Genomic DNA, 22,849 nt, shown 5'->3' with positions numbered 1-22,849 from the left:
TACGAGCCCCGCACGCTCCCGTACCACCGGTACCACCCGTACACCCTCGTCCCGGCACTCAGTCACGTCCCCGGAGGGATCCCTTGCCGAGCAGGTCTTCCGCGCGCCTCGCCGCGCTCACCGTCGCCGCCGTCTGCAGCGCGGCGTCCGCCGTCGTCCTCACCTCCCCGGCGCACGCCGACTCGGTGCGCATCCACGACATCCAGGGCACGACCCGGATCTCGCCGTACGCCGGCCAGAAGGTGACGGACGTGCCCGGCATCGTCACGGCCACGCGCGCGTACGGCTCCTCCAGAGGCTTCTGGATACAGGACCCGAACCCGGACGACGACCCGCGCACCAGCGAGGGCGTGTTCGTCTTCACCAGCTCCGCGCCGAAGGTCGCGGTCGGCGACTCGGTGACGGTGACCGGCACGGTCTCCGAGTACGTCCCGGGCGGCACCTCCTCCGGCAACCAGTCGGTCACGGAGATCACCAAGCCGACGGTCACCACCGTCTCCACGGGCAACCCGGTCCCGGCACCGGTCGTCATCGACGAGAACTCCGTACCGGACGAGTACACCCCGGCCGGCGACACCGCCGCGAACGGCTCGATCAACGGCCTGACCCTGGCGCCGTCGACGTACGCCCTGGACTACTACGAGTCCCTGGAGGGCATGAACGTCCAGGTCGAGGACGCCCGCGTGGTAACCGCTACCGACCCGTACAGCGAACTGTGGGTCACCGTGAAACCGCACGAGCACCGCAGCCGCCGCGGCGGCACGGTCTACGGCTCCTACGACTCCCAGAACACCGGCCGGCTCCAGATACAGTCGCTGGGCGCGACCGCCGACTTCCCGAAGGCGAACGTCGGCGACACGCTCACCGGCACCACCACCGGCCCGCTGGACTTCAACCAGTTCGGCGGCTACACCCTGGTCGCGAGCCGGCTCGGCACCCTGAAGAGCGGTGGCCTGGAGCGCGAGACCACACGCAAGCAGTCCAGCCGCGAGCTGGCGGTGGCGACGTACAACGTCGAGAACCTCGACCCGTCGGACACCACCTTCGCCGCGCACGCCGCCGCGATCGTGAACAACCTCCAGTCGCCGGACATCGTGTCCCTGGAGGAGATCCAGGACGACAACGGCGTCACGGACGACGGCACGGTCGACGCGAGCGTGACCGTGAACAAGCTGATCGACGCGATCGTCGCGGCGGGCGGCCCGAAGTACGACTGGCGCTCGATCAACCCGGTCAACGACCAGGACGGCGGCCAGCCGGGCGGCAACATCCGCCAGGTGTTCCTGTTCAACCCCGAGCGGGTGTCCTTCGTGGACCGCGCGGGCGGCGACTCCACCACCGCGGTCGGCGTGACCAAGGTGGCCGGCAAGGCCGAGCTGACTGTGTCGCCGGGCCGGATCGACCCGGCGAACGCGGCCTGGAAGGACAGCCGCAAGCCGCTGGCCGGCGAGTTCGTCTTCCGCGGCAAGACCGTCTTCGTGATCGCCAACCACCTGGTCTCCAAGGGCGGCGACCAGGGGCTGGCCTCGCAGTACCAGCCGCCGACGCGCAGCTCGGAGATCCAGCGTCACGCGCAGGCGACCGAGGTGAACGCGTTCGTCAAGGACATCCTGAAGGTCCAGAAGAACGCGAACGTCATCGCGCTCGGCGACATGAACGACTTCGAGTTCTCCGGCACCGCGAAGATCCTCGAAGGTGACGGCGAACTGTGGTCGGCGATCAAGTCGCTGCCGAGGAGCGAGCGTTACACCTACGACTACCAGGGCAACGAGCAGGTCCTGGACCAGATCCTGATCAGCCCGGCGATCCGGCGCGGCTGCGACGTCGAGTACGACAGCGTGCACATCAACGCGGAGTTCAACGACCAGATCAGCGACCACGACCCGCAGGTGCTGCGCTTCCGGCCGTGATCAGGGTGGTCACGCCTGGCTGAACACCTCGTTCAGCCAGGTCTGCCACGCGCTCTCGGTCGCCTCGGCGTCGGCGTCCCGCGCGAAGTCGTGGACGCTGATGCCGAGCGGGGCGCCCCAGTGGCCGCGGCCGAAGAAGCGGATGAGGGCGTCCTCGGTGCGCAGCCCGATGAAGTACGGGTTGCGGTAGTCGAGCACGGCGTCCAGGATCCGCCCGCCGGGCCCCCGGGCGGCGACCTTCGTCCCCGCGGCCGCGTCGTCCGAAAGCCCCAAGGCGTGGCCGACGGCGGCGAGCGCCCGCGGGGTCGCCGAGGCCGCGGGGCCGTTCAGCTGGGCGAAGGTGACCGGGCGGGGCGCGAAGTGCGTCAGGTACTCGCACAGGGTGTGCAGGTAGAAGTTGGTGTGCTTGCTCGCGCCGTCGTACTGGTTGTTCCAGTCGTCGGTGAAGATGCCGCTGTGGACGTAGCGCACCCAGGCCCGGCGGCCCTCGTCGCGGGGCTCGATGGTGTAGTCGAGCTGGTTGGCCGACTGGGTGGGCATGCCGACGTTCTCGCTGCGGTTGGTGTAGCGGTGGGGCGGGTCCCAGACGGTGACGGTCGAGCCGAAGGGGCCGGAGCCGCCGACGCGGGGCTCGGGCGGGTCCATCGGCCAGAGGTAGGCACCGGATGCGTTGATGACGGCGTCCCACACCTGCTCGGGCGGGACGTCGACCTCGAACTCGCGGACGATCTCGAATTCCTTGGGCGATTCCTTGGACATGGCGGGGCTCCTGCTCACTGATCCAGTGCGGGGGTGGGCTGTTCCTTGACTGTGGGGTGGAGGGCGACGACGATCCGGTGGTCGCGGCCGCCCTCGGCGTCGGGGGCGTCGTACTTGCGGATGAGGGCGCTCACGCCCGCCGTCAGCTCCTGGACGAAGGCCGCGCGGTCGGCGGCGGAGGCGAAGCGGAGCTCGCCGTCCAGGGCGTAGGTCGCCAGTTGCCTGCGGGCCTTGGTGGCGCCGGTGATCAGCGCGCCGACGTCGCGCACCAGACGGGCGCCGAGGGCGAGCAGCCAGCGCGCGGAGAGCTGGTCCCGGAAGCGGGCCGGATCCGGCTGCACGGCGGGCAGGGCGGCCGGCGAGATGACGTACGACGCGGCGGTGGCACGCATCAGCCGCTCGGTGACATTGCCCTTGCGGCGCTCTCCGGCCAGTTCGACCAGGCCGTGCCGCTCCAGGGCCTTGAGGTGGTAGTTCACCTTCTGCCGGGGCAGTCCGACCTTGCCGGCCAGCATCGCCGCCGACGCGGGTTCGGCGGCCAGCTCGGCGAGCAGCCGGGCCCGTATGGGGTCCAGCGACACGGCCGCCGCCTCAGGGTCCTCGATCACGGTCACGTCCAGCATGCGTCCACCCTCGCACCGAAAACTTTTTTTGTCCAGACGGATCAAGTTTTCGGTGCGAGGGTGCACGAGAGAGCGATGTGGAGCCCACGACCGTCAGACCGTCAGCCCTGTTCTCCGCGTTCGCCGAGGCGGGCGAGCTGGCTCTGGAACCAGTCGAGGCGCGCCTGCAACAGCGCAGCCTCGGCGACGAGTTCGGGCACACCGAGCTCCGCGCCAAAGGCGCCGGAGGTGCCGGACGCGCCGGACGCCGGATCGGCCGCCGGGAGCGCCGCACCGCCGCCTCCCCCGGCCATCACCTGCAGCCCCTCCCCGGCCAGCCGCGCGAAGCCGGCGAGCGAGACGGACGTACGGCCGCGCAGGCAGCCGGCGCAGGAGGGGACGAGGGCGCGCCAGCCGGGGCGGCCCCAGCCGGCGTCGGCGAGCGCGACGGCGCCGGCCCCGCAGGCGCAGGGGCCGGCGACGGCCGAGCGCACCCGCTGGCGGGCGTAGCGGAATCCGCGCTCGAAGCGGATGTAGGCGCCGAGCACGGAGACTTCGAGCAGCACGGCGTCCCGGTGCTCGGCAGTGCACAGCATGGCCTCGGCGGCCGCGCGGTCATGGACACAGTGGAAGCCGCAGTCGCACAGCCGTGCGGGCGGGCGGTGCCGTCGGCCGTAGACGCAGGAGGCGTCGTCGAGCACGCCGTACGGCAGCGCGCCGCCGAGCGACACTCCGGTGAACCCGGCCCGGGTGCCGTCCTGGGACAGCACCGGGTGGGCGATCTTGTATCCGGTCGGCGGCTCCGTCGGGCGTTCCGCCGGGAGCCGCAGTCTCATCGGGCGGCCGGGACCTCTTCGCGGGCGGCCGGCTCGGCCGGTTCGACGGTGGCGGCGTCCTCGGCGAGCGCGATCCCCTCGACGCGGACGGTCTCTTCGCGGACGGTCTCTTCGTGACCGAGCGGCCGCTCCTCGGCGACTCCGGTGGCCAGTGCCTTGCCGAGCTTCATGGTGCCTCCCATGAGTGACGTCGGTGACCCTTCGGCCATAGTGACCCATGAGGGGCCGAGTTGGACACAGGGCCTTCGGCCACAGAGCCCGACATCTCAGCAACACTTAGCTATATATCTAAGAAGAATTAAGTAGAGCTTCATCGTGGCGCTGCCGAGACTACCTGTATGACGACGACACGCAAGCCCCCCGCCCCATTCGGCCGCACCCTCTGCGCGATGATCACGCCGTTCACCGCGGTGGGCGCCCTCGATCTGGACGGGGCCCGGAGCCTGGCCGCGCGGCTGGTGGCGGAGGGCTGCGACGGCCTGGTGCTGAACGGCACCACCGGCGAGTCGCCGACCACCACGGACACGGAGAAGGCGGAGCTCATCGCGGCCGTCCGGGACGCGGTCGGCGCCGGCGTCTCCCTGGTCGCGGGCGCGGGCAGCGCCGACACCCGGCACACCGTCGAGCTGACTCTCGCGGCCGAGAAGGCGGGCGCCGACGGAGTGCTGCTGGTGACGCCGTACTACAGCCGGCCCCCGCAGGAGGCCGTGGAGGCGCACTTCCGGCAGGTCGCCGACGCGAGCGGCCTGCCCGTGATGCTCTACGACATTCCGGGCCGCACCGGCACCCGGATCGAGCCGGAGACGATGATCCGGCTCGCCGAGCACCCCCGGATCGTGGCGGTCAAGGACTGCTCCTACGACTTCCTCGGCACGCAGAAGGTGCTGGCGCACACGGAGCTGGCGTACTACGCGGGCTGCGACGAGCATGTGCTCGCGCTGTACGCGGTCGGCGCGGCGGGATGTGTCAGCACGGTCGCCAACGCCGTCCCCGGCCATGTCGCCGCGATCCTCGACGCCTTCGACGCGGGGGACACCGCGCGGGCCCGCGAACTCCAGCTGCGGGCCACGCCGTTGATCGAGGCGATGATGGACGCGGGCCTGCCGGGCACGGTCACCGCGAAGGCCCTGCTGGCCCGGCTGGGCCTGCCGGCGGGCCCGGTGCGGGCACCTCTGCTGTCTGCCGGGCCGGAGGCGGCCGACGGGCTGCTGACACGTTACGAGGCGCTCGTGGCGGCCTGATCACCGGCCGGCGAGGACCGGCCGTCTGCCCTGCCGTCCGGTGTCTCGGTGAGCCGCCCCTGTTGTTCCTGGACGTCGACGGCCCCCTCGATCAACCTATGCGGCAGGGTTCGGCGCGCCCCGAAGGGGCGCGGGGAACTGCGCGACCAGCCACGACGGCGCCGCAGACTCCTGACGGCACATCGCGGCACTTTCAGCGGAGCGCTCAGGTCGGCCTGCCCACCGATCTGCCGTACGTCGACTTCGGCGCCGGCTTGTTCGCCTTCCGGCCCGACGAGGTGCACTGGAAAACGGAGGCGATCGTGGCGTACGCCGACGGCCGGCCGTTCGCCTGGGTGGACGACGAGCAGAGCCCGGCGCACATCGCGTATGTGGCGGCTCACCACCCCGGCCCGGCCCTGCTCCACCATGTCGACCCGCGGGTCGGCCTGCGGGAGGCTGACTTCGCGGCACTGCGGGAGTTCGCGGCGGCGCTTCCCGCATGACGAAAGCGCCCTCCACTCCGCGGTGAAGGGCGCTTGCGTCAGCTGCCGTGCGTCGCCGTGCGTCAGTTGTGGCTGTGCAGGATGTCGTTCAGGCCGCCCCAGACCGCGTTGTTCGGGCGGGCCTCGACCGTGCCGGTGACCGAGTTGCGGCGGAAGAGGATGTTGGAGGCGCCGTTCAGCTCGCGGGCCTTGACGATCTGGCCGTCGGGCATGGTGATCCGGGTGCCCGCCGTGACGTACAGGCCGGCCTCGACCACGCACTCGTCGCCGAGCGCGATGCCCACGCCCGCCTCGGCACCGATCAGGCAGCGCTCACCGATGGAGATGATCACGTTGCCGCCGCCGGACAGGGTGCCCATGGTGGACGCGCCGCCGCCGATGTCCGAGCCGTCGCCGATGACGACACCGGCGGAGATCCGGCCCTCGACCATCGACGTGCCGAGCGTGCCGGCGTTGAAGTTGACGAAGCCCTCGTGCATGACCGTGGTGCCCGCGGCCAGGTGCGCGCCGAGGCGGACCCGGTCGGCGTCGGCGATGCGGACGCCCTTCGGGGCGACGTAGTCCGTCATGCGCGGGAACTTGTCGATCGAGGTGACCTGGAGGTGCAGGCCCTCGGCGCGGGCGTTGAGGCGCACCTTCTCGATGTCGTCCACGGCGACCGGGCCGAGCGAGGTCCAGGCGACGTTGGCGAGGTGCCCGAAGATGCCGTCCAGGCTCTGGCCGTGCGGCTTGACCAGGCGGTGCGAGAGCAGGTGCAGGCGCAGGTAGACGTCGTGCGCGTCGATCGGCTTCTCGTCCAGCGAGGCGATGACCGTGCGGACCGCGACCACCTCGACGCCCCGGCGGGCGTCCGGGCCGACCGCCTTGGTCGCGCCCTCGCCCAGCAGCTCGGCCGCCTGCTCGGCGGTCAGCCGCTCGGTGCCGGCCGGGCCGGGCTGCTCGACCAGCTCGGGGGCCGGGAACCAGGTGTCGAGAACGGTGCCGTCGGCGGCGATCGTGGCGAGACCGGCGGCGACGGCGCCGGTGGTGCGGGAAGCAGAGTCGGTCATGTACCAAAACCTAACGTGAGCGGGGTCGCGGAGGCGAACCGGTGCCGGGGCGTCTCACGTGCCGGGCACGGCTTCAGGGGATCAGACGGGCCAGCGCGGCGCGCGCGTACTCCTCGTCGTAGGAACCGCCCGTGAGCAGCACCTGCAGACAGATGCCGTCCATGAGCGCGCACAGCGCGCGGGCGGTGACCGGGTCCGTGCGCCGGGCCAGCAGCGCGGAGGCGCTCTCGGTCCACTCGGCGGCGACGGGGCGCAGCGCACGCCGGCGCAGCGCGGCCAGATACAGCTCGTACTCCAGCTCCACGCCCGTGCGCTCGCCGCCCAGCCACTCGCCGAGGGTGCGGGCCAGCTCCGCCGCGAGGTCGCCCCCGCCGCCCTCCGGCAACCGCTCGGCGAGCACCCGGCCGAAGCCCTCGTTCGCCTGCCGGAGCGCGGCGACCATCAGCTCTTCGAGGGTGGCGAAGTGGTACGTCGTCGAGCCGAGCGGTACGTCCGCCTCGGCGGCGACGGAGCGGTGGCTGAGCCCGGCGATGCCGTCCCGGCCGACCACGCGGATCGCGGCGTCGATGATCCGCTGCCGGCGCTCGGGGTCGTAGCGGCGGGCCATCAGTGGCTCGCCCCGCCCAGGTTCAGCACCACGACCCCGCCGATGATCAGCAGGATCCCGGCGACCTTGGTGACGTTCAGCCCCTCCCCGAAGAGCAGCAGCCCGAGGACGGCGATGGTCGCGGTGCCCACGCCGGACCAGATCGCGTAGGCGGTGCCGATCTGCACCGTCTTCAGTGTCTGGGCGAGCAGCGCGAAGGAGACGACGTAGCCGAGCGCCGTCACGAGCGAGGGCGCGAGCCTGCTGAAGCCCGCGCTGTACTTCATCGCCGTCGTCGCGGCGACCTCGGCGGCGATGGCGCCGGCGAGCAAGATGTATCCCATGTGTACGAGCGTACACAACTGTTGCGTACGGCCGTACACAGGCATGTGTCACGATCTCGGCCGCGAAAAAGTTTCACTTTCACAGAAACCGCTCACTGAACACACTCCGGCCACTAATGTGCGGGCCCATGCCCGACCACACCCCCCATCCCTGGGAGCACGGCTGGACGGCCGACGCCTCCCGGACCCCTGGCACCCGAAGACTCTGGCTCGCCGGCGCGCTGGCCATCGCGGTCGTCACCGCCTGCGTCACCGCTCTGGCCGTGAACAGCACGGCCCCGCGGTCCGAGGCCGCCCCGCGACCGCCCGGCGCCCCGACGGCGGGCGGCCCCGGCCTGCTCTCCTTCGCCTCCCCCTCGGGGAGTACGACCGCTCCCCCGAAGGGCAGGAGCGCTCTGACCCCGGTGACCCCGCAGACGGCGTCCGCCTCCCCTCAGCCGGAGCCGTCGACGTCGCCGTCCACGTCACCGGGCAGTCAGGGGAGTTCACCGCAGCCGAAGCCGAAACCGGCGCCGCAGGAAACGGGAACCTCCGTCCGCTCCGTCAACTACCCGGACCGCTACTGGCACATCAGCGGTGACTTCGTCCGGCTCGACCCGGTCGGCTCACCCGCCGACCGCCGCGACGCCACCTTCAGGGTGGTCAACGGCCTGGCGAACAGCGGCTGTTACTCCTTCGCCACGGCCGACGGCGGCTACCTCCGCCACCGGAACTTCCTCCTGCGCGCCGAACCCGACGACGGCACGCCCCTGTTCCGCCAGGACGCCACGTTCTGCCCCCGGCACTCCCCCTATCCCGGGGCGACCATGCTGGAGTCGGTCAACTACCCCGGCCGCTTCCTGCGCCACCAGAACTTCCAGCTGAAGCTGGCCCCTTACGACAACACCGATCTGTACTGGGCGGACTCGGCGTTCACCCTGGTGGACGGGCTGGGCTGAGCACACCGAAGCGGCACAGCACAAAGCGGCGGCACCCCCCGAGCGGGTGCCGCCGCTTCACGCACGCGGTGGGATCAGACGTTGAACCCGAGCGCCCGAAGCTGCTCGCGGCCGTCGTCCGTGATCTTGTCCGGGCCCCACGGCGGCATCCAGACCCAGTTGATGCGCAGCTCGTTGACCAGACCGTCCGTGGCGGACTTGGCCTGGTCCTCGATGACGTCGGTCAGCGGGCAGGCCGCCGAGGTCAGGGTCATGTCGACGGTCGCGATGTTGGACTCGTCGATGTGGATGCCGTAGATCAGGCCGAGGTTGACGACGTCGATGCCCAGCTCGGGGTCGACCACGTCCATCAGGGCCTCACGGAGTTCTTCCTCCGAGGCCGGCTTCATCTCGACGGTGTCGCTCATGCGGTCTTCCTTTCGGCTTCGGCGCCACCCAGCGCCTGGGCCGTCGCGTCCTTCCACGCCATCCAGCTCAGGAGGGCGCACTTGACCCGCGCGGGGTACTTGGAGACACCGGCGAACGCGACCGCGTCCTCCAGCACCTCCTCCATCGCGTCGTCCGGCTCGATCCTGCCCTTGGACTGCATCAGCTCCAGGAAGGTCTCCTGGATCTTCTGCGCCTCGGCCAGGTCCTTGCCGACCAGCAGTTCGTTCAGTACGGACGCCGAGGCCTGGCTGATCGAGCAGCCCTGGCCCTCGTAGGAGACGTCCTCGATCCTCGTGCCGTCGTACTTCACGCGGAGGGTGATCTCGTCGCCGCACGTCGGGTTCACGTGGTGAACCTCGGCGTCGCCATCCCGAAGACCACGCCCGTGCGGGTTCTTGTAGTGGTCCAGGATGACTTCCTGGTACATCGAGTCCAGCTTCACCGTTTCAGCACGCCCTTCAGCCGAAGAAGTTCCGTACGTGCTCCAGCCCCTCGACCAGTGCGTCGATCTCGGCCGGCGTGGAGTACAGGTAGAACGACGCTCGCGTGGTCGCAGGAATTCCGTAGCGCAGGCAGACGGGGCGCGCGCAGTGGTGGCCGACGCGGACCGCGATGCCCTGCTCGTCGAGGACCTGGCCCACGTCGTGCGGGTGGATGTCGCCGAGCGTGAAGGAGATCGCCGCGCCCCGGTCCTCGGCCGTGGTCGGGCCGATGATCCTCAGGTCCGGGACCTGGGCCAGGCGCTGGACCGCGTACTCCGTCAGCGCGTGCTCGTGGGCGAGGATCTTCTCCATGCCGATCGAGTTGAGGTAGTCGATCGCGGCGCCGAGACCGACCGCCTGCGCGATCGGGGGCGTGCCCGCCTCGAACTTGTGGGGCGCGGGAGCGTACGTCGACGAGTGCATCGACACCGTCTCGATCATCTCGCCGCCGCCGAGGAAGGGCGGAAGGTCCTCCAGCAGCTCCTGGCGGCCCCAGAGCACGCCGATGCCGGTCGGGCCGCACATCTTGTGACCGGTGAAGGCCACGAAGTCGGCCTGGAGGGCCTGCACGTCCAGCGGCATGTGCGGGGCGGCCTGGGAGGCGTCGATGCAGACCAGCGCGCCGACCTCCTGGGCGCGGCGGACTATCGCCTCGACCGGGTTGACCGTGCCCAGGATGTTCGACACCAGCACGAAGGAGACGATCTTCGTCTTCTCGGTGATGATCTCGTCGATGTTGGACAGGTCGAGCCGGCCGTCGTCGGTGAGGCCGAACCACTTCAGCTTCGCACCCGTGCGCTGCGCGAGCAGCTGCCACGGCACGATGTTGGAGTGGTGCTCCATCTCCGTGATGACGATCTCGGTCTCGTGGTCCACGCGGTAGGGCTCGTCGGCCCAGCCCAGCATGTTCGCCACGAGGTTCAGCGACTCGGAGGCGTTCTTGGTGAAGATCACCTCGTCGCGGCTCGGCGCGTTGATGAACTCGGCGACCTTGTCGCGCGCGCCCTCGTACAGCGCCGTGGCCTCCTCGGCGAGCACATGCACACCGCGGTGGACGTTGGCGTTGTAGCGCTCGTAGTACTCGCTCAGGGCGTCCAGTACCTGGCGCGGCTTCTGCGAGGTCGCCGCGTTGTCCAGGTACACGAGCTTCTTGCCGTCGTGGACCAGCCGGTCCAGTACGGGGAAGTCCTTGCGGATCGCCTCGGTGTCGAGGAGGCCCGGCAGCTGTGTCACTCGGATGCGCCACCCTTCGTGTAAGCCTCGTAGCCCTCGTTCTCCAGCTTGTCGGCCAGCTCGGGACCGCCGGACTCGACGATGCGGCCGCCGGCGAACACGTGGACGTGGTCGGGCTTGATGTAGCGCAGGATGCGCGTGTAGTGCGTGATCAGCAGGGTGCCGACCTCGCCGGTCTCGCGGACGCGGTTGACGCCCTCGGAGACGATGCGGAGCGCGTCGACGTCCAGACCGGAGTCGGTCTCGTCGAGGATCGCGACCTTGGGCTTGAGGAGTTCCAGCTGGAGGATCTCGTGGCGCTTCTTCTCACCGCCGGAGAAGCCCTCGTTGACGTTGCGCTCGGCGAAGGACGGGTCCATGTTGAGGCGCTCCATGGCCTCCTTGACCTCCTTCACCCAGGTGCGCAGCTTGGGGGCCTCGCCGCGGACGGCGGTGGCGGAGGTGCGCAGGAAGTTGGAGACCGAGACGCCAGGGACCTCGACCGGGTACTGCATCGCCAGGAACAGGCCCGCGCGGGCGCGCTCGTCGACGGACATCTCCAGGACGTCCTCGCCGTCGAGCAGCACGGTGCCGCTGGTGATCGTGTACTTCGGGTGACCCGCGAGGGAGTAGGCGAGGGTCGACTTGCCGGAGCCGTTGGGGCCCATGATGGCGTGCGTCTCGCCCTGCTTCACGGTGAGGTCGACGCCCTTGAGGATCTCCTTCGTGGCGTTGTCGGCCTCGACGGTGACGTGCAGGTCTCGGATTTCAAGCGTTGCCATGGGTGCCTCAGGACTCCTGGGTGAGGGAGACGAGAACGTCGTCCCCTTCGATCTTTACGGGGTATACGGGGACGGGACGCGTGGCCGGGAGGCCGGAGGGCTTGCCGGTGCGCAGGTCGAAGCTGGAGCCGTGCAGCCAGCACTCGATCTGGCAGTCCTCCACCTCGCCCTCGGAGAGCGAGACGTTCGCGTGGGAGCAGATGTCGTAGATCGCGAAGACCTCGCCCTCGGTCTTCACGACCGAGATGGGCGTGCCGTCGAGTTCCACCCGCTTCGGGGTGTCCTCCTCCAGCTCGCTCAGCCCGCAGGCGCGTACGAAGGTGCTGGTCATGCGACCGACGCCTCCAGCTCCTCCTCGATCTTGGCGAGCAGGCGCTCCTCGATGTCGGTGACACCGATCTGCTGGACCAGCTCGGCGAAGAAGCCGCGGACCACCAGGCGGCGGGCCTCGTGCTCCGGGATGCCGCGGGCCATCAGGTAGAAGAGCTGCTCGTCGTCGAAGCGGCCGGTGGCGGAGGCGTGGCCGGCGCCGACGATCTCGCCGGTCTCGATCTCCAGGTTCGGCACCGAGTCGACGCGCGCGCCGTCCGTGAGGACCAGGTTGCGGTTCATCTCGTAGGTGTCCGTGCCCTCGGCCTTGGCCTCGATGAGCACGTCGCCGATCCAGACCGCGTGCGCGTCGTCGCCCTGGAGCGCGCCCTTGTAGGCGACGTTCGACTTGCAGTGCGGGGTGTTGTGGTCGACGAGGAGGCGGTGCTCCTGGTGCTGGCCCGCGTCGGTGAAGTACAGGCCGAAGAGCTCGGCCTCGCCGCCGGTGCCGGCGTAGGCGACGCGCGGGTGCAGACGTACGAGGTCGCCGCCGAAGGTGACCACGAACGACTTGAAGGTGGCGTCGCGGCCGATCAGCGCGTTGTGCTGGCCCACGTGCACGGCCTTGTCGTCCCAGTCCTGGACGGAGATGACGGTCAGCTTGGCGCCGTCACCGAGGACGTAGTCGACGTTGGCGGCGAGGACGGCGTCACCGGTGTGGTCGATGACGACGACGGCCTCGGCGAAGGCTCCGAGCTCGATCACCTGGTGGCCGTAGGCGACCCCGCCCTCACCGTGCACGGCGATCCGGATCGGCTCGGTGAGCACCATCTCCTTGGGGACGGTGACCACGCCGGCCTTCTCGAAGGCCGAGAACGCCTGGGCGGCGACGCGGTCCACCGGCGTGCCGGCCCTGCCGATGCGGGCGTCGTCGCGGCCGACGGTCTCGACGCTCACGCCCTCGGGGGCCTGGACGTCCACCTTCACGCCGTCACCGGTCGCGACCGCGGTGCCGTCGTGCAGCCCGCGCAGCCGCTCCAGCGGCGTGAACCGCCACTCCTCCTCGCGGCCGTGGGGGACCGGGAAGTCCGCCACGTCGAAGGACGGGGGCGCGCTCATGCGCGTGGCGACGGTCGACTCGGCGGCCACCGCGATCTGGCCCGCGGTGGTCGAGCCCACGGGGATGTTCTGAGCCTCAGCCATGGCTGTCGGTCTGCTCGCTTTCTTACGTAAGGGCTTGATGGGAACGGCGGCGGATGCTTAGCCGACCGCGCCTTCCATCTGGAGCTCGATCAGCCGGTTGAGCTCAAGGGCGTACTCCATGGGCAGTTCCTTGGCGATGGGCTCGACGAAGCCGCGCACGATCATCGCCATCGCCTCGAACTCGCTCAGACCACGGCTCATCAGGTAGAAGAGCTGGTCCTCGGAGACCTTGGAGACGGTCGCCTCGTGGCCCATCGACACGTCGTCCTCGCGGACGTCCACGTAGGGGTACGTGTCGGAGCGGGAGATGGTGTCGACGAGCAGCGCGTCGCACAGCACGTTCGACTTCGAGCCGTGGGCGCCCTCGCCGATCTCCACCAGGCCGCGGTACGAGGTGCGGCCGCCGCCGCGCGCCACCGACTTGGAGACGATGTTGGAGGAGGTGTTCGGCGCCATGTGGACCATCTTGGAACCGGCGTCCTGGTGCTGGCCCTCGCCCGCGAAGGCGATGGACAGGGTTTCGCCCTTGGCGTGCTCGCCCATCAGGTAGACGGCCGGGTACTTCATCGTCACCTTGGAGCCGATGTTGCCGTCGATCCACTCCATGGTCGCGCCCTCGTAGGCCACGGCGCGCTTGGTGACCAGGTTGTAGACGTTGTTCGACCAGTTCTGGATGGTCGTGTAGCGGCAGCGGGCGTTCTTCTTGACGATGATCTCGACGACCGCGGAGTGCAGCGAGTCCGACTTGTAGATCGGGGCCGTACAACCCTCGACGTAGTGCACGTAGGCACCCTCGTCGACGATGATCAGGGTCCGCTCGAACTGGCCCATGTTCTCCGTGTTGATGCGGAAGTAGGCCTGGAGCGGGATCTCCACGTGAACGCCCGGCGGGACGTAGATGAAGGAGCCGCCCGACCACACGGCGCTGTTCAGGGAGGCGAACTTGTTGTCACCGACCGGGATGACCGTCCCGAAGTACTCCTTGAAGAGCTCCGGGTGCTCCTTCAGGGCGGTGTCGGTGTCGAGGAAGATGACGCCCTGCTCCTCCAGGTCCTCGCGGATCTGGTGGTAGACGACCTCCGACTCGTACTGGGCGGCGACACCGGCGACGAGGCGCTGCTTCTCGGCCTCCGGGATGCCCAGCTTGTCGTAGGTGTTCTTGATGTCCTCGGGCAGGTCCTCCCAGGACTCCGCCTGCTTCTCCGTGGAGCGCACGAAGTACTTGATGTTGTCGAAGTCGATGCCCGACAGGTCCGAGCCCCAGTTCGGCATGGGCTTCTTCTCGAACAGGCGCAGGCCCTTGAGACGGAGCTTGGTCATCCACTCCGGCTCGTTCTTCTTGGCGGAGATGTCCCGGACGACTTCCTCGCTCAGACCGCGCTTGGCAGAGGCGCCGGCCTCGTCGGAGTCGGCCCAGCCGTATTCGTACTTGCCCAGGCCTTCGAGCTCAGGGTGGGCAGTCTCCGTGGGGAGAGTCATGCGGGGTTCCTCCCGGCCGTGCTTGCAGGTGCGTCAGTGGAAATCTTGGGGATGAACGTCGTGCAGACGCCGTCGCCGTGCGCGATGGTCGCCAGTCGCTGGACGTGGGTTCCCAGCAGCTCGGCGAAGATCTCCGTCTCCGCCTCGCACAGCTGGGGGAACTGCTCCGCGACATGGGCGACCGGGCAGTGGTGCTGGCACAGCTGCTCGCCGACCGGTGCGGTGCGCGCCGTTGCAGCGTACCCGTCCACGCTCAGGGCCTTGGCCAGCGCTTCGGCACGCTTGTCGGGCGTGACCGCCTCGATCGCCCTGCGGTAGGCGCTCGCCTGGGCGGCGATCCGCGCGCGGGCGAACGCGGCGACGGCCTCGGGGCCACCGCCCTGCTCGGCGATCCAGCGCAGCGCGTCGGCGGCCAGCTTGTCGTACGACTGGTCGAAGGCGTCCCGGCCGCAGTCGGTGAGCGCGAAGACCTTGGCGGGACGGCCGCGCGTACGCGTGCCGTACACCCGCTGCTCCCGCGCCTCCACGATGTCGTCGGCGACCAGGGCGTCCAGGTGCCGCCGGACGGCGGCCTGGGTCAGGCCCAGCCGGCCGGCCAGCTCGGCGACGGTCGACGGGCCGTGGTCCAGGATGGATCGCGCGACGCGGTTGCGCGTGGAACGCTCACCGGTCGCGAGCTCCTCCTGCGGGGCCCCCAGGGGGGTCTCCCGAGCCTCGCCGACGTTTTTCACAACGCCATTGTTGCGTAATTCCGCGGAGCCTGACAAGCGCCGTCCGGATCACCGGACGGTGCCCTGCATCACTTAGGCATACCTAATCCGACCTGCGGAAACGATCTTTGATCGATCATCCGGAGGGGTCTGAACAGGCAATTCGGTGGCGCCGCGCGGACCCGTCGGGAAGACTCCGGAAGCATGCCGACACCCCCTCCGACCGGCCCACTTGTCACCCGGGACTCAGTCGCCGCACAGCTGCGCCTGCTCGGTGTCGAGACCGGCGAGATCCTCCTCGTGCACTCCTCGCTCAGCTCGCTCGGCTGGGTGAACGGAGGCCCGGTCGCCGTCGTCCAGGGACTCCTCGACGCCCTGGGCCCGTCCGGCACGCTGGTCGTCCCGGCCCAGTCCGGCGACCTGTCCGACCCGGCCGTGTGGGGAAATCCGCCGGTGCCCGAGGAGTGGTGGGACCGGATCCGGGCCACCATGCCGCCGTACGATCCGCTGATCACCCCCACCCGAGGCGTCGGTGTGATCCCCGAGACCGTGCGGACCTGGCCCGGAGCGCTGCGCAGCGCGCACCCGCAGACCTCCTTCGCGGCCGTCGGCCCGCACGCGCGCGCGGTCACCGAAGGCCACGCGTCCGACTGCCGGCTCGGCGAGCACAGCCCGCTGGCCCGGCTGGAGAAACTGGGCGCCCGGGTCCTGCTGCTGGGCGCGGGCTACGACGCCTGCACCAGCTTCCACCTGGCCGAGTACCGGATACCCGCGCCGCGCGTGGCTGTCGGCCGGCCCGCGCCCGGGGGCGGCTGGGAGACGGTGATCGAGGTCTCGATCGACTCCGACCGCTTCGACGAGCTGGGGTACGACTTCGAACGGGACCGGGACGTCGTGCGCGGCAGGGTGGGCGCGGCGGACGTGCGGCTGTTCCCGGTGGCGGACGCGGTGGCCTACGCCCAGCGGTGGCTGCCGGTGCACCGGCCCCGTGAGGAGGAGTTCCCGTACCCGCACGTCTGAACGCTCCCACGCCTCCCTAGACTCTGGAGCCATGCGAAGTGAGCCCGTGGTCCAGGTCCAGGCCCTGGTGAAGCGGTACGGCACAAAGACCGCGGTGGACGGCCTCGACCTGGTGGCCGAGGCGGGCGTGACCGCCGTTCTCGGTCCCAACGGGGCGGGGAAGACGTCCACGGTCGAGACTTGCGAGGGGTACCGGAAGCCGGATTCCGGCACGGTGCGTGTCCTGGGCCTCGACCCGGTACGGCAGTCCGCCGAGTTGCGTCCCCGTATCGGTGTGATGCTCCAGTCCGGCGGCGTGTACTCCGGTGCCCGCGCGGACGAGATGCTGCGGCACGTGGCCAAGCTGCACGCGCACCCGCTGGACGTGGACGCGCTGATCGAGCGGCTGGGCCTCGGCTCCTGCGGCCGGACCGGCTACCGCCGGCTGTCCGGCGGCCAGCAGCAGCGGCTGGCGCTGGCCATGGCCGTCGTCGGGCGCCCGGAGCTGGTCTTCCTGGACGAGCCGACCGCCGGCCTCGACCCGCAGGCCCGCCGGGCCACCTGGGACCTGGTGAAGGACCTGCGCGCCGACGGCGTCTCGGTGATCCTCACCACCCATTACATGGAAGAGGCCGAGCAGCTCGCCGACGATGTGGCGATCATCGACGGCGGCAAGGTCATCGCCCAGGGCTCCCCCGAGGAGCTGTGCAAGGGCGGCGCCGAGAACACCCTGCGCTTCACCGGCCGCCCCGGCCTCGACGTCGGCTCCCTGCTCAAGGCGCTCCCGGACGGCTGCACGGCCGCCGAGCTGACCCCGGGCAGCTACCGGGTCGTCGGCAGGGTGGACCCCCAGCTGCTGGCCACGGTCACCTCCTGGTGCGCCCAGCACGGGGTGATGCCGGACCGGATCTCGGTGGAACGGCACACCCTCGAAGACGTCTTTCTTGAGCTCACGGGCAAGGAGTTGCGCTCATGACGACCGCAACGGGTACGTACGCCCCGAAGCCGGGCGCCGCCCCCCTGCCCCGCATGATCGCGGCGCAGGCGGCCCTGGAGACCAGGATGCTGCTGCGCAACGGCGAGCAGCTGCTGCTGACGGTCGTCATCCCGACCCTGCTGCTGGCGCTCTTCAGCTCCGTGGACATCGTGGACACCGGCAAGGGCAAGGCCGTCGACTTCCTCGCCCCCGGCATCCTCGCCCTCGCCGTGATGTCGACGGCGTTCACCGGGCAGGCCATCGCGACCGGCTTCGAGCGCCGCTACGGCGTGCTGAAGCGGCTCGCCTCCTCGCCGCTGCCCCGCTGGGGCCTGATGACCGCCAAGACGGCGTCCGTGCTGGTCACCGAGGTCCTCCAGGTGATCCTGCTGACGGTGATCGCGCTCGCGCTGGGCTGGTCCCCGCACGGCAACCCCGCCGCCGTCCTGCTCCTGCTGATCCTCGGCACGGCCGCGTTCTCCGGGCTCGGGCTGCTGATGGCGGGCACCCTGAAGGCCGAGGCGACGCTGGCCGCCGCCAACCTCGTCTTCCTGCTGCTGCTCGTCGGCGGCGGGGTCATCGTCCCGCTGGACAAGTTCGGCTCGGCCGGGCAGGACGTCCTGCGCCTGCTGCCGATCTCCGCGCTGTCGGACGGCCTGCGGAGCGTGCTCCAGCACGGGGCCGGCATGCCGTGGGGTGACCTGGGGATCCTGGCGGTGTGGGCGGTCGTGGGGCTCGCGGCGGCGGGGAAGTTCTTCCGCTGGGAATGAGAGCACGAGGGACCCTCGTGAAAGCGTGCACAAGCGGCGGCCTACGATGGTGCCCGTGCCAAAGCTGACCCGCGCCGACGCCGTAGCCGCCCTGCGCAACCCGCTCGCCTTCATCGCCGAACGCTGGACTCCGGGGCCCCGGACCGTGCAGCGGGCGGCCCTCGCCGCGCTCGTCATGTCGGTGGTCATCGTGGTCACTGGCGGTGCCGTACGCCTCACCGGCTCGGGCCTCGGCTGCCCGACCTGGCCCGAGTGCACCGACGGCTCGCTGACGCCGACGAGCGCGCTGAGCTACCACAGCGCCATCGAGTTCGGCAATCGCATGCTGACGTACGTGCTGTGCGCCGCGGTCGGCTGGGCGATCATCGCCGCGCGGTCCGAGAAGCCGTACCGGCGCAGCCTGACCCGGCTCGGCTGGGCGCAGTTCTGGCTCGTGATGGGCAACGCGGTGCTGGGCGGCATCGTGGTGCTCGTCGGCCTCAACCCCTACACGGTCGCGGCGCACTTCCTGCTGGCGACGGCGCTGACCGCGGTGGCCGTGCTGATGTGGCAGCGCACCCGCGAGGGCGACGGCGCGCCCCGGCCGCTGGTCGGCAAGGCGGTGCAGCAGCTGGTGTGGTTCCTCGTGGTCGCCTCCGTCCTGCTGATCGGGGCCGGCACGGTGGTGACGGGCGCCGGCCCGCACGCGGGCGACTCCAGCGACGTCAAGCGCATCCCGATCGACTGGGAGACCGTCGCCAAGCTGCACTCCGTGTTCGCCTGGATCGTGGTGACGCTGACGTTCGCGCTGTGGTTCGTCCTCAAGGCGGTCGACTCGCCGAAGGGTCCGCTGGACCGGACGCGGGAACTGTTCATCGTGCTGCTGTGCCAGGGTGTCGTGGGTTACGTCCAGTACTTCACCCATCTGCCCGAGGCGCTGGTCTCCGCCCACATGCTCGGCTCCTGCGTGATGTGGATCTGGGTACTGCGCGTGCTGCTGTCGTTGCGGGAGCGTCCCGCGCTCGACGCCACCGTCCCGGCTCCCGCGACCGGCGACCACCTGGAGCCCGCGGCCGGCTGAGGTGCCGTCCGGTCACCGGTGCGCTGCTACGAGCGCGTCGATCGCCGGTCCCAGATACCCGCGGGTCAGCTCCGCCCGGCGGGCGCGCCAGGTGTCGTCCGCCCCCGGCGCGTCCGGGTCGTACCGCCTGCGGGTGATGTCCTCGACGACCTCGACCGGAGCACCGAGGGCCGGAAGCTCGGTGAGCGCCTCCCGCTTCGAGATCAGCCGTCCGTCGTGCAGGGTCACGGTGGCGCGGGCGAAGGTCAGCAGGCCCGCGTCGACCCAGATGTCCCGCATCCACAGCCGGGCCCGGTCGACATTGGGCCGCCAGAAGTCCCGCTGGTCGCGAACGACGAAGGCGTGCAGCTGTCGCTCCGGCACCGGCGGCAGCAGCCCGGCCGGTGGCTCGCCGTGCAGCACGCGGCCGAAGTCGTGCAGCTCGCGCCGGGTGACGGGAGTGACCGGGCGGCGCATGACGTGCCGGTGCGCCCAGGTGAGGTGGGACCGGTCCGGGTCGTCCAGGCCGGCCGGGGTCAGATAGCTGCAGTGGAGCTTCGCCGCGAGCGGTTCGGTGCGCAGCCCGCGGTGCAGGGACACGACCCGGCGTAAAGTCCTGAGGCTCACCGGAGCCGGGAGTACGGCGATGAGGTCCAGGTCGCTGCGGCCCTCCTGGTAGTCGCCGCCGGCCAGGGAACCGTGGGCCCACACGGCACGGGGACGCAGCGGCGCCAGGTCGGTCAGGAAACGGGCGAGCAGGGATTGCGTCGATTCCGTCGGCATGCGCCCAGTCTTGTCAGTTCACCGCAGTCCGTACACCCGGCGCGCGTTGTCCGCCGCGACCAGTCGGGCCACCCGCTGGGCGTCCTCCAGGGACCAGGCGCCGTCGGCGACCCAGCCGCCCAGGACCCGGCCCAGCGCCTCGCGGAACAGCCGGGCCCCCACGACGTGCAGCTCGGGCAGGCCCTGGGCGCCGGTGGAGAAGAGGATCTTGCCGAAGGGGGCCAGCTCCAGGATCTCGGCGAGGACCGTGGCGGCCCGGGCGCCGGTGCGTACGAGCGCGGCGCCGGAGTCGGTGTAGACGTGCGCGAAGACACCGGCCAGGTGGGCGGCGTGGCGGTGGTACGGATAGCCGTGCAGCAGGACCAGATCGGTGCCGAGGCCGGCGGTGGCCCGGACGAAGTCGGTGAGCAGCACCGGATCCGTGCGGTCGATGCGGGAGCCGGGCTCGCCGAGCCCCGCGTGCAGCTGGAGGGGGAGCCCGGAGGCGACGGCGATCCACAGCAGGTGCCGTAGCAGCACGGGGTCGAAGAGCGCGCCGCCCACCGGGCGCCCGGCCAGCCAGCGGCCCGCCGCGCCCCGTACCTCCCCCGGTCCCGGTGGCTCGGGGGCGAGGGCGAGGCCGTGCCGGAGCCCGGCGACGGAGGTGAAGGCGACGGCGTGCGCGGCGGCGGCGTGCACGGACTCGGCGAGGTTGGCGAGGAAGGACTCGACGGTGCCGGAGGTGTCGGCGACCTGTTCCGCGAGCAGCTCCAGCCGAACGATCTCATGGGCCTCGGCGAAGCCGGCGGAGGCCAGTTCGGCGGGGCCGGTGAGGTCGCCGGGCAGGCCGGTGTCGACGAGGTAGGTGGTGATACCGCTGCCCCGCAGGAGCCTGCGGCCCGTCTCCAGGACGCCCAGTTCCCGGCGGCGGGCCAGATAGCGGGCGGGCGGGCAGTGGGGTTCCAGGCCGAGCAGGGGCGGGCACCAGCGGCGTACGGCGAAGCCGGTCTGGGTGTCGAAGAGGGTGGTGCCGGGTGCGGGGGGTCCCTCGGTGTGCGCCAGTTGGGCCTCGAAGGTGCCGAGGCCCAGCTCCGTCCGCAGTACGCCATGGCAGTACTGGTCCACGAGGGACGGCGTTTCGATCATCCCGGGCTCCCCGTGAGGACGTGTGCTGCCTTACACGTCCTAACGGGTGAACGGGGTTCGAGGTCGCGGTTCGGCTCGGGGGCGAGCCGTTCAACCGCCGATCTGAATGCCCGCCATCCGCTTCCACTCGTACGGCCCGGTCTTCACCTTCGCCGCGAACTCGCCGTCGAAGAACTCGTGGACGGTGATGCCGGCCTTCTGCACAGCCTGCTCGGCGATGGCGTAGGTCGGGGCGACGAGATCGCCCCAGCCGCCGTCCTCGCCGACGAGGACGATACGGGCGCCGCGTTCGCCGATGTAGGCCACCTGGCCCTCGGCGCCGCCGTGCGCCTTGGCGAAGGCGCTGATCTGGTGGGCCAGCTTGGCCGCCTTGCGCTCGGCCTTCGGGTCAACCTGCTGCGTGTCTGCCATGACCAGGATGCTACTCACGAGTAGATCGACTGGCGAGAGCAGACCGCTGTGACGTACGCCCGACGGGTGTCAGCGCAGGAACGGGTCCACCGCGACCGCGACGAAGAGGATCGACACATAGGTGATCGACCAGTGGAAGAGCCGCATCTCCTTGAGCTTCGCGCCGGTCACCTCGGCCTTCGCCCGGTTCTGCAGGCCGTGCGCCTCCCAGAGCCAGAAGCCGCCGGCCGCGAGGGCGACCACCGTGTAGAACCAGCCGGTGTAACCGAGCGGGGTGAGGAGCAGCGAGACGGCGACCATCACCCAGCTGTAGATGACGATCTGCCGGGCGACGACCTTGTTGGAGGCGATGACCGGGAGCATCGGCACGCCCACGCGCGCGTAGTCCTCCTTGACCTTCATGGACAGCGGCCAGTAGTGCGGCGGGGTCCAGAAGAACATGACGAGGAAGAGGATGACCGGCGCCCAGGACATCGAGTCCGTGACCGACGACCAGCCGATGAGCACCGGGAGGCAGCCGGCGATGCCGCCCCACACGATGTTCTGCGACGTACGGCGCTTGAGGATCATCGTGTAGACGACGACGTAGAAAAGGAGCGCTCCGAGCGAGAGCCAGGCGCTCAGCCAGTTGACGGTGAATCCGAAGAGGAGCGTGGAGACGACCGCCAGGGTGATGCCGAAGGCCAGGCACTCGGGCGGGCTGACCATGCCGGTCACCAGCGGCCGCTGCGAGGTGCGGTCCATCAGCGCGTCGATGTCCCGGTCGATGTACATGTTCAGCGCGTTGGCGCCGCCCGCCGAGAGGTAGCCGCCGATGCAGGTGAGCAGGACCAGCTTCAGGTCCGGCACGCCCTTCTGGGCCAGGAACATCACCGGAACGGTGGTGATGAGCAGCAGCTCGATGATCCGCGGCTTGGTCAGAGCCACGAACGCCTTGACACGGGCCCCGAACGGCCGGTGAACCGGGCCCTGGCTCGCACCACCCAGCACGCCCGCTGGACGTGATTCGACGGCCGTCACGCACACCCCTGACAGAGACATCCCAGCAAGCCTCCCGAGTGAAGTGCCGGTAAAGGCTCGCGCGTACCACGCCACTTTAGACGTTGCCCATACCCCGCCCTTCGCGGGGGTGGGGTCGTGTTGGCGGCCCCCCGAACGAGGACCGCCGGAGGATCACCGGAGAGCCCCCCATAAGAGGTGACCCACCCCTCGATTGAGCGCTCAGATGACTGCCTCCGTATTCATGTGCCAAATGCCGTGTCGGCCAGTCGGGAGGCGGATCGCACAGAGTCCCGGCAGTCTGGAAACACTCGAAAAAACGCACGTCCTTACGGGGGTAGGCTCGACAGCGGCCGGCGGGCGTCAAGCACGCCGGCGGCCGGGTGGGCAC

27 protein-coding genes are annotated in these 22,849 nt (G+C 70.3%); 8 read left to right on the top strand and 19 right to left on the bottom strand.

What is annotated here, in order from left to right:
• The first annotated feature begins 83 nt into the window (after positions 1-83).
• The gene (locus O1G22_RS31950) at positions 84-1,910 is read left to right on the top strand and encodes an endonuclease/exonuclease/phosphatase family protein (RefSeq protein WP_270084484.1); all 1,827 of its coding nucleotides are present in this window, start codon (positions 84-86) and stop codon (positions 1,908-1,910) included.
• Between the two features lie 9 nt (positions 1,911-1,919).
• On the opposite strand, the gene O1G22_RS31945 is transcribed toward O1G22_RS31950, so the two are convergent.
• The 4 genes from O1G22_RS31945 to O1G22_RS31930 all read right to left on the bottom strand — a co-directional run bounded on the left by O1G22_RS31945 (position 1,920) and on the right by O1G22_RS31930 (position 4,277).
• Positions 1,920-2,669 (bottom strand): SRPBCC family protein, encoded by a 750-nt coding sequence (locus tag O1G22_RS31945; RefSeq protein ID WP_270084483.1) that lies wholly within the window; start codon positions 2,667-2,669, stop codon positions 1,920-1,922.
• A gap of 14 nt (positions 2,670-2,683) precedes the next feature.
• Positions 2,684-3,292 carry an ArsR/SmtB family transcription factor gene (locus tag O1G22_RS31940; RefSeq protein ID WP_270084482.1) on the bottom strand — a complete coding sequence of 203 codons (609 nt, stop codon included), beginning with the start codon at positions 3,290-3,292 and terminating at the stop codon, positions 2,684-2,686.
• Between the two features lie 101 nt (positions 3,293-3,393).
• Positions 3,394-4,107 carry a hypothetical protein gene (locus tag O1G22_RS31935; RefSeq protein ID WP_270084481.1) on the bottom strand — a complete coding sequence of 238 codons (714 nt, stop codon included), beginning with the start codon at positions 4,105-4,107 and terminating at the stop codon, positions 3,394-3,396.
• Entirely contained in the window at positions 4,104-4,277 is a 174-nt protein-coding gene (locus O1G22_RS31930; protein WP_270084480.1) for a hypothetical protein, read from the bottom strand. Before O1G22_RS31930 ends, O1G22_RS31935 begins: the two co-directional genes overlap by 4 nt.
• A 168-nt stretch (positions 4,278-4,445) precedes the next feature.
• On the opposite strand from O1G22_RS31930, the gene dapA reads away from it, so the two are divergent.
• The gene (gene dapA, locus O1G22_RS31925; RefSeq protein ID WP_270084479.1) at positions 4,446-5,348 is read left to right on the top strand and encodes a 4-hydroxy-tetrahydrodipicolinate synthase; all 903 of its coding nucleotides are present in this window, start codon (positions 4,446-4,448) and stop codon (positions 5,346-5,348) included.
• A gap of 98 nt (positions 5,349-5,446) precedes the next feature.
• Positions 5,447-5,833 carry a hypothetical protein gene (locus O1G22_RS31920; RefSeq protein ID WP_428986422.1) on the top strand — a complete coding sequence of 129 codons (387 nt, stop codon included), beginning with the start codon at positions 5,447-5,449 and terminating at the stop codon, positions 5,831-5,833.
• A 62-nt stretch (positions 5,834-5,895) separates the two neighbouring features.
• Here O1G22_RS31920 and dapD read toward each other — a convergent pair whose 3' ends face one another.
• The 3 genes from dapD to O1G22_RS31905 all read right to left on the bottom strand — a co-directional run bounded on the left by dapD (position 5,896) and on the right by O1G22_RS31905 (position 7,812).
• The gene (dapD, locus tag O1G22_RS31915; protein WP_270084478.1) at positions 5,896-6,882 is read right to left on the bottom strand and encodes a 2,3,4,5-tetrahydropyridine-2,6-dicarboxylate N-succinyltransferase; all 987 of its coding nucleotides are present in this window, start codon (positions 6,880-6,882) and stop codon (positions 5,896-5,898) included.
• 73 nt (positions 6,883-6,955) lie between these two features.
• A complete protein-coding gene (locus tag O1G22_RS31910; protein ID WP_270084477.1) occupies positions 6,956-7,489 on the bottom strand; it encodes a TetR/AcrR family transcriptional regulator in 534 nt (177 codons plus the stop codon).
• Positions 7,489-7,812: a DMT family transporter gene (locus O1G22_RS31905; RefSeq protein ID WP_270084476.1), complete on the bottom strand. Its 324-nt coding sequence runs from the start codon at positions 7,810-7,812 to the stop codon at positions 7,489-7,491. The genes O1G22_RS31910 and O1G22_RS31905 overlap by 1 nt, the downstream gene beginning before the upstream one ends.
• 128 nt (positions 7,813-7,940) lie before the next feature.
• Here O1G22_RS31905 and O1G22_RS31900 point away from each other — a divergent pair, with 128 nt between their 5' ends.
• Positions 7,941-8,750, top strand: a complete 810-nt coding sequence (locus O1G22_RS31900) for an AbfB domain-containing protein (RefSeq protein WP_270084475.1) — start codon at positions 7,941-7,943, stop codon at positions 8,748-8,750.
• A gap of 74 nt (positions 8,751-8,824) precedes the next feature.
• Here the strand turns inward: O1G22_RS31900 and O1G22_RS31895 are convergent, their stop codons facing one another.
• From O1G22_RS31895 to O1G22_RS31860, 8 genes are read right to left on the bottom strand one after another with little or no spacing between them, the layout of a single operon-like run.
• Positions 8,825-9,157 (bottom strand): metal-sulfur cluster assembly factor, encoded by a 333-nt coding sequence (locus O1G22_RS31895; RefSeq protein WP_225096473.1) that lies wholly within the window; start codon positions 9,155-9,157, stop codon positions 8,825-8,827.
• Positions 9,154-9,621 (bottom strand): Fe-S cluster assembly sulfur transfer protein SufU, encoded by a 468-nt coding sequence (sufU, locus tag O1G22_RS31890; RefSeq protein WP_270084474.1) that lies wholly within the window; start codon positions 9,619-9,621, stop codon positions 9,154-9,156. Before sufU ends, O1G22_RS31895 begins: the two co-directional genes overlap by 4 nt.
• A gap of 16 nt (positions 9,622-9,637) precedes the next feature.
• Positions 9,638-10,894 (bottom strand): cysteine desulfurase, encoded by a 1,257-nt coding sequence (locus O1G22_RS31885; RefSeq protein WP_270084473.1) that lies wholly within the window; start codon positions 10,892-10,894, stop codon positions 9,638-9,640.
• Positions 10,891-11,655 carry a Fe-S cluster assembly ATPase SufC gene (gene sufC / locus O1G22_RS31880; RefSeq protein WP_270084472.1) on the bottom strand — a complete coding sequence of 255 codons (765 nt, stop codon included), beginning with the start codon at positions 11,653-11,655 and terminating at the stop codon, positions 10,891-10,893. Before sufC ends, O1G22_RS31885 begins: the two co-directional genes overlap by 4 nt.
• Positions 11,656-11,662: 7 nt before the next feature.
• The gene (locus tag O1G22_RS31875; RefSeq protein ID WP_225096477.1) at positions 11,663-11,986 is read right to left on the bottom strand and encodes a non-heme iron oxygenase ferredoxin subunit; all 324 of its coding nucleotides are present in this window, start codon (positions 11,984-11,986) and stop codon (positions 11,663-11,665) included.
• A complete protein-coding gene (gene sufD / locus O1G22_RS31870) occupies positions 11,983-13,167 on the bottom strand; it encodes a Fe-S cluster assembly protein SufD (protein ID WP_270084471.1) in 1,185 nt (394 codons plus the stop codon). The genes O1G22_RS31875 and sufD overlap by 4 nt, the downstream gene beginning before the upstream one ends.
• Before the next feature lie 57 nt (positions 13,168-13,224).
• Positions 13,225-14,646, bottom strand: a complete 1,422-nt coding sequence (gene sufB / locus O1G22_RS31865) for a Fe-S cluster assembly protein SufB (protein WP_225096479.1) — start codon at positions 14,644-14,646, stop codon at positions 13,225-13,227.
• Positions 14,643-15,377 carry a helix-turn-helix transcriptional regulator gene (locus O1G22_RS31860; RefSeq protein WP_270084470.1) on the bottom strand — a complete coding sequence of 245 codons (735 nt, stop codon included), beginning with the start codon at positions 15,375-15,377 and terminating at the stop codon, positions 14,643-14,645. Before O1G22_RS31860 ends, sufB begins: the two co-directional genes overlap by 4 nt.
• Positions 15,378-15,560: 183 nt before the next feature.
• On the opposite strand from O1G22_RS31860, the gene O1G22_RS31855 reads away from it, so the two are divergent.
• From O1G22_RS31855 to O1G22_RS31840, 4 genes are read left to right on the top strand one after another with little or no spacing between them, the layout of a single operon-like run.
• Positions 15,561-16,376: an AAC(3) family N-acetyltransferase gene (locus O1G22_RS31855; protein WP_270084469.1), complete on the top strand. Its 816-nt coding sequence runs from the start codon at positions 15,561-15,563 to the stop codon at positions 16,374-16,376.
• A 31-nt stretch (positions 16,377-16,407) separates the two neighbouring features.
• Positions 16,408-17,331: an ABC transporter ATP-binding protein gene (locus O1G22_RS31850; RefSeq protein WP_225096482.1), complete on the top strand. Its 924-nt coding sequence runs from the start codon at positions 16,408-16,410 to the stop codon at positions 17,329-17,331.
• Positions 17,328-18,101, top strand: a complete 774-nt coding sequence (locus tag O1G22_RS31845; protein ID WP_270084468.1) for an ABC transporter permease — start codon at positions 17,328-17,330, stop codon at positions 18,099-18,101. Before O1G22_RS31850 ends, O1G22_RS31845 begins: the two co-directional genes overlap by 4 nt.
• Before the next feature lie 46 nt (positions 18,102-18,147).
• Entirely contained in the window at positions 18,148-19,161 is a 1,014-nt protein-coding gene (locus O1G22_RS31840; RefSeq protein WP_270084467.1) for a COX15/CtaA family protein, read from the top strand.
• A gap of 12 nt (positions 19,162-19,173) precedes the next feature.
• Here the strand turns inward: O1G22_RS31840 and O1G22_RS31835 are convergent, their stop codons facing one another.
• From O1G22_RS31835 to O1G22_RS31820, 4 genes are all read right to left on the bottom strand, one after another.
• Complete coding sequence (locus tag O1G22_RS31835) at positions 19,174-19,923, bottom strand: nucleotidyltransferase domain-containing protein (protein ID WP_270084466.1); 750 nt, start codon at positions 19,921-19,923, stop codon at positions 19,174-19,176.
• Positions 19,924-19,941: 18 nt separating this feature from the next.
• On the bottom strand, positions 19,942-21,048 hold the full coding sequence (locus O1G22_RS31830; protein WP_270084465.1) for an amidohydrolase family protein: 1,107 nt from the start codon (positions 21,046-21,048) through the stop codon (positions 19,942-19,944).
• Positions 21,049-21,138: 90 nt separating this feature from the next.
• Positions 21,139-21,459, bottom strand: a complete 321-nt coding sequence (locus O1G22_RS31825; RefSeq protein WP_270084464.1) for a hypothetical protein — start codon at positions 21,457-21,459, stop codon at positions 21,139-21,141.
• A 69-nt stretch (positions 21,460-21,528) separates the two neighbouring features.
• A complete protein-coding gene (locus tag O1G22_RS31820) occupies positions 21,529-22,500 on the bottom strand; it encodes a heme o synthase (protein WP_225096488.1) in 972 nt (323 codons plus the stop codon).
• Positions 22,501-22,849: the final 349 nt, after the last annotated feature.

The organism is Streptomyces camelliae (assembly GCF_027625935.1).
In the GTDB taxonomy this organism is placed as follows: domain Bacteria; phylum Actinomycetota; class Actinomycetes; order Streptomycetales; family Streptomycetaceae; genus Streptomyces; species Streptomyces camelliae.
This window is presented reverse-complemented; position numbering and strand designations above follow the sequence as displayed.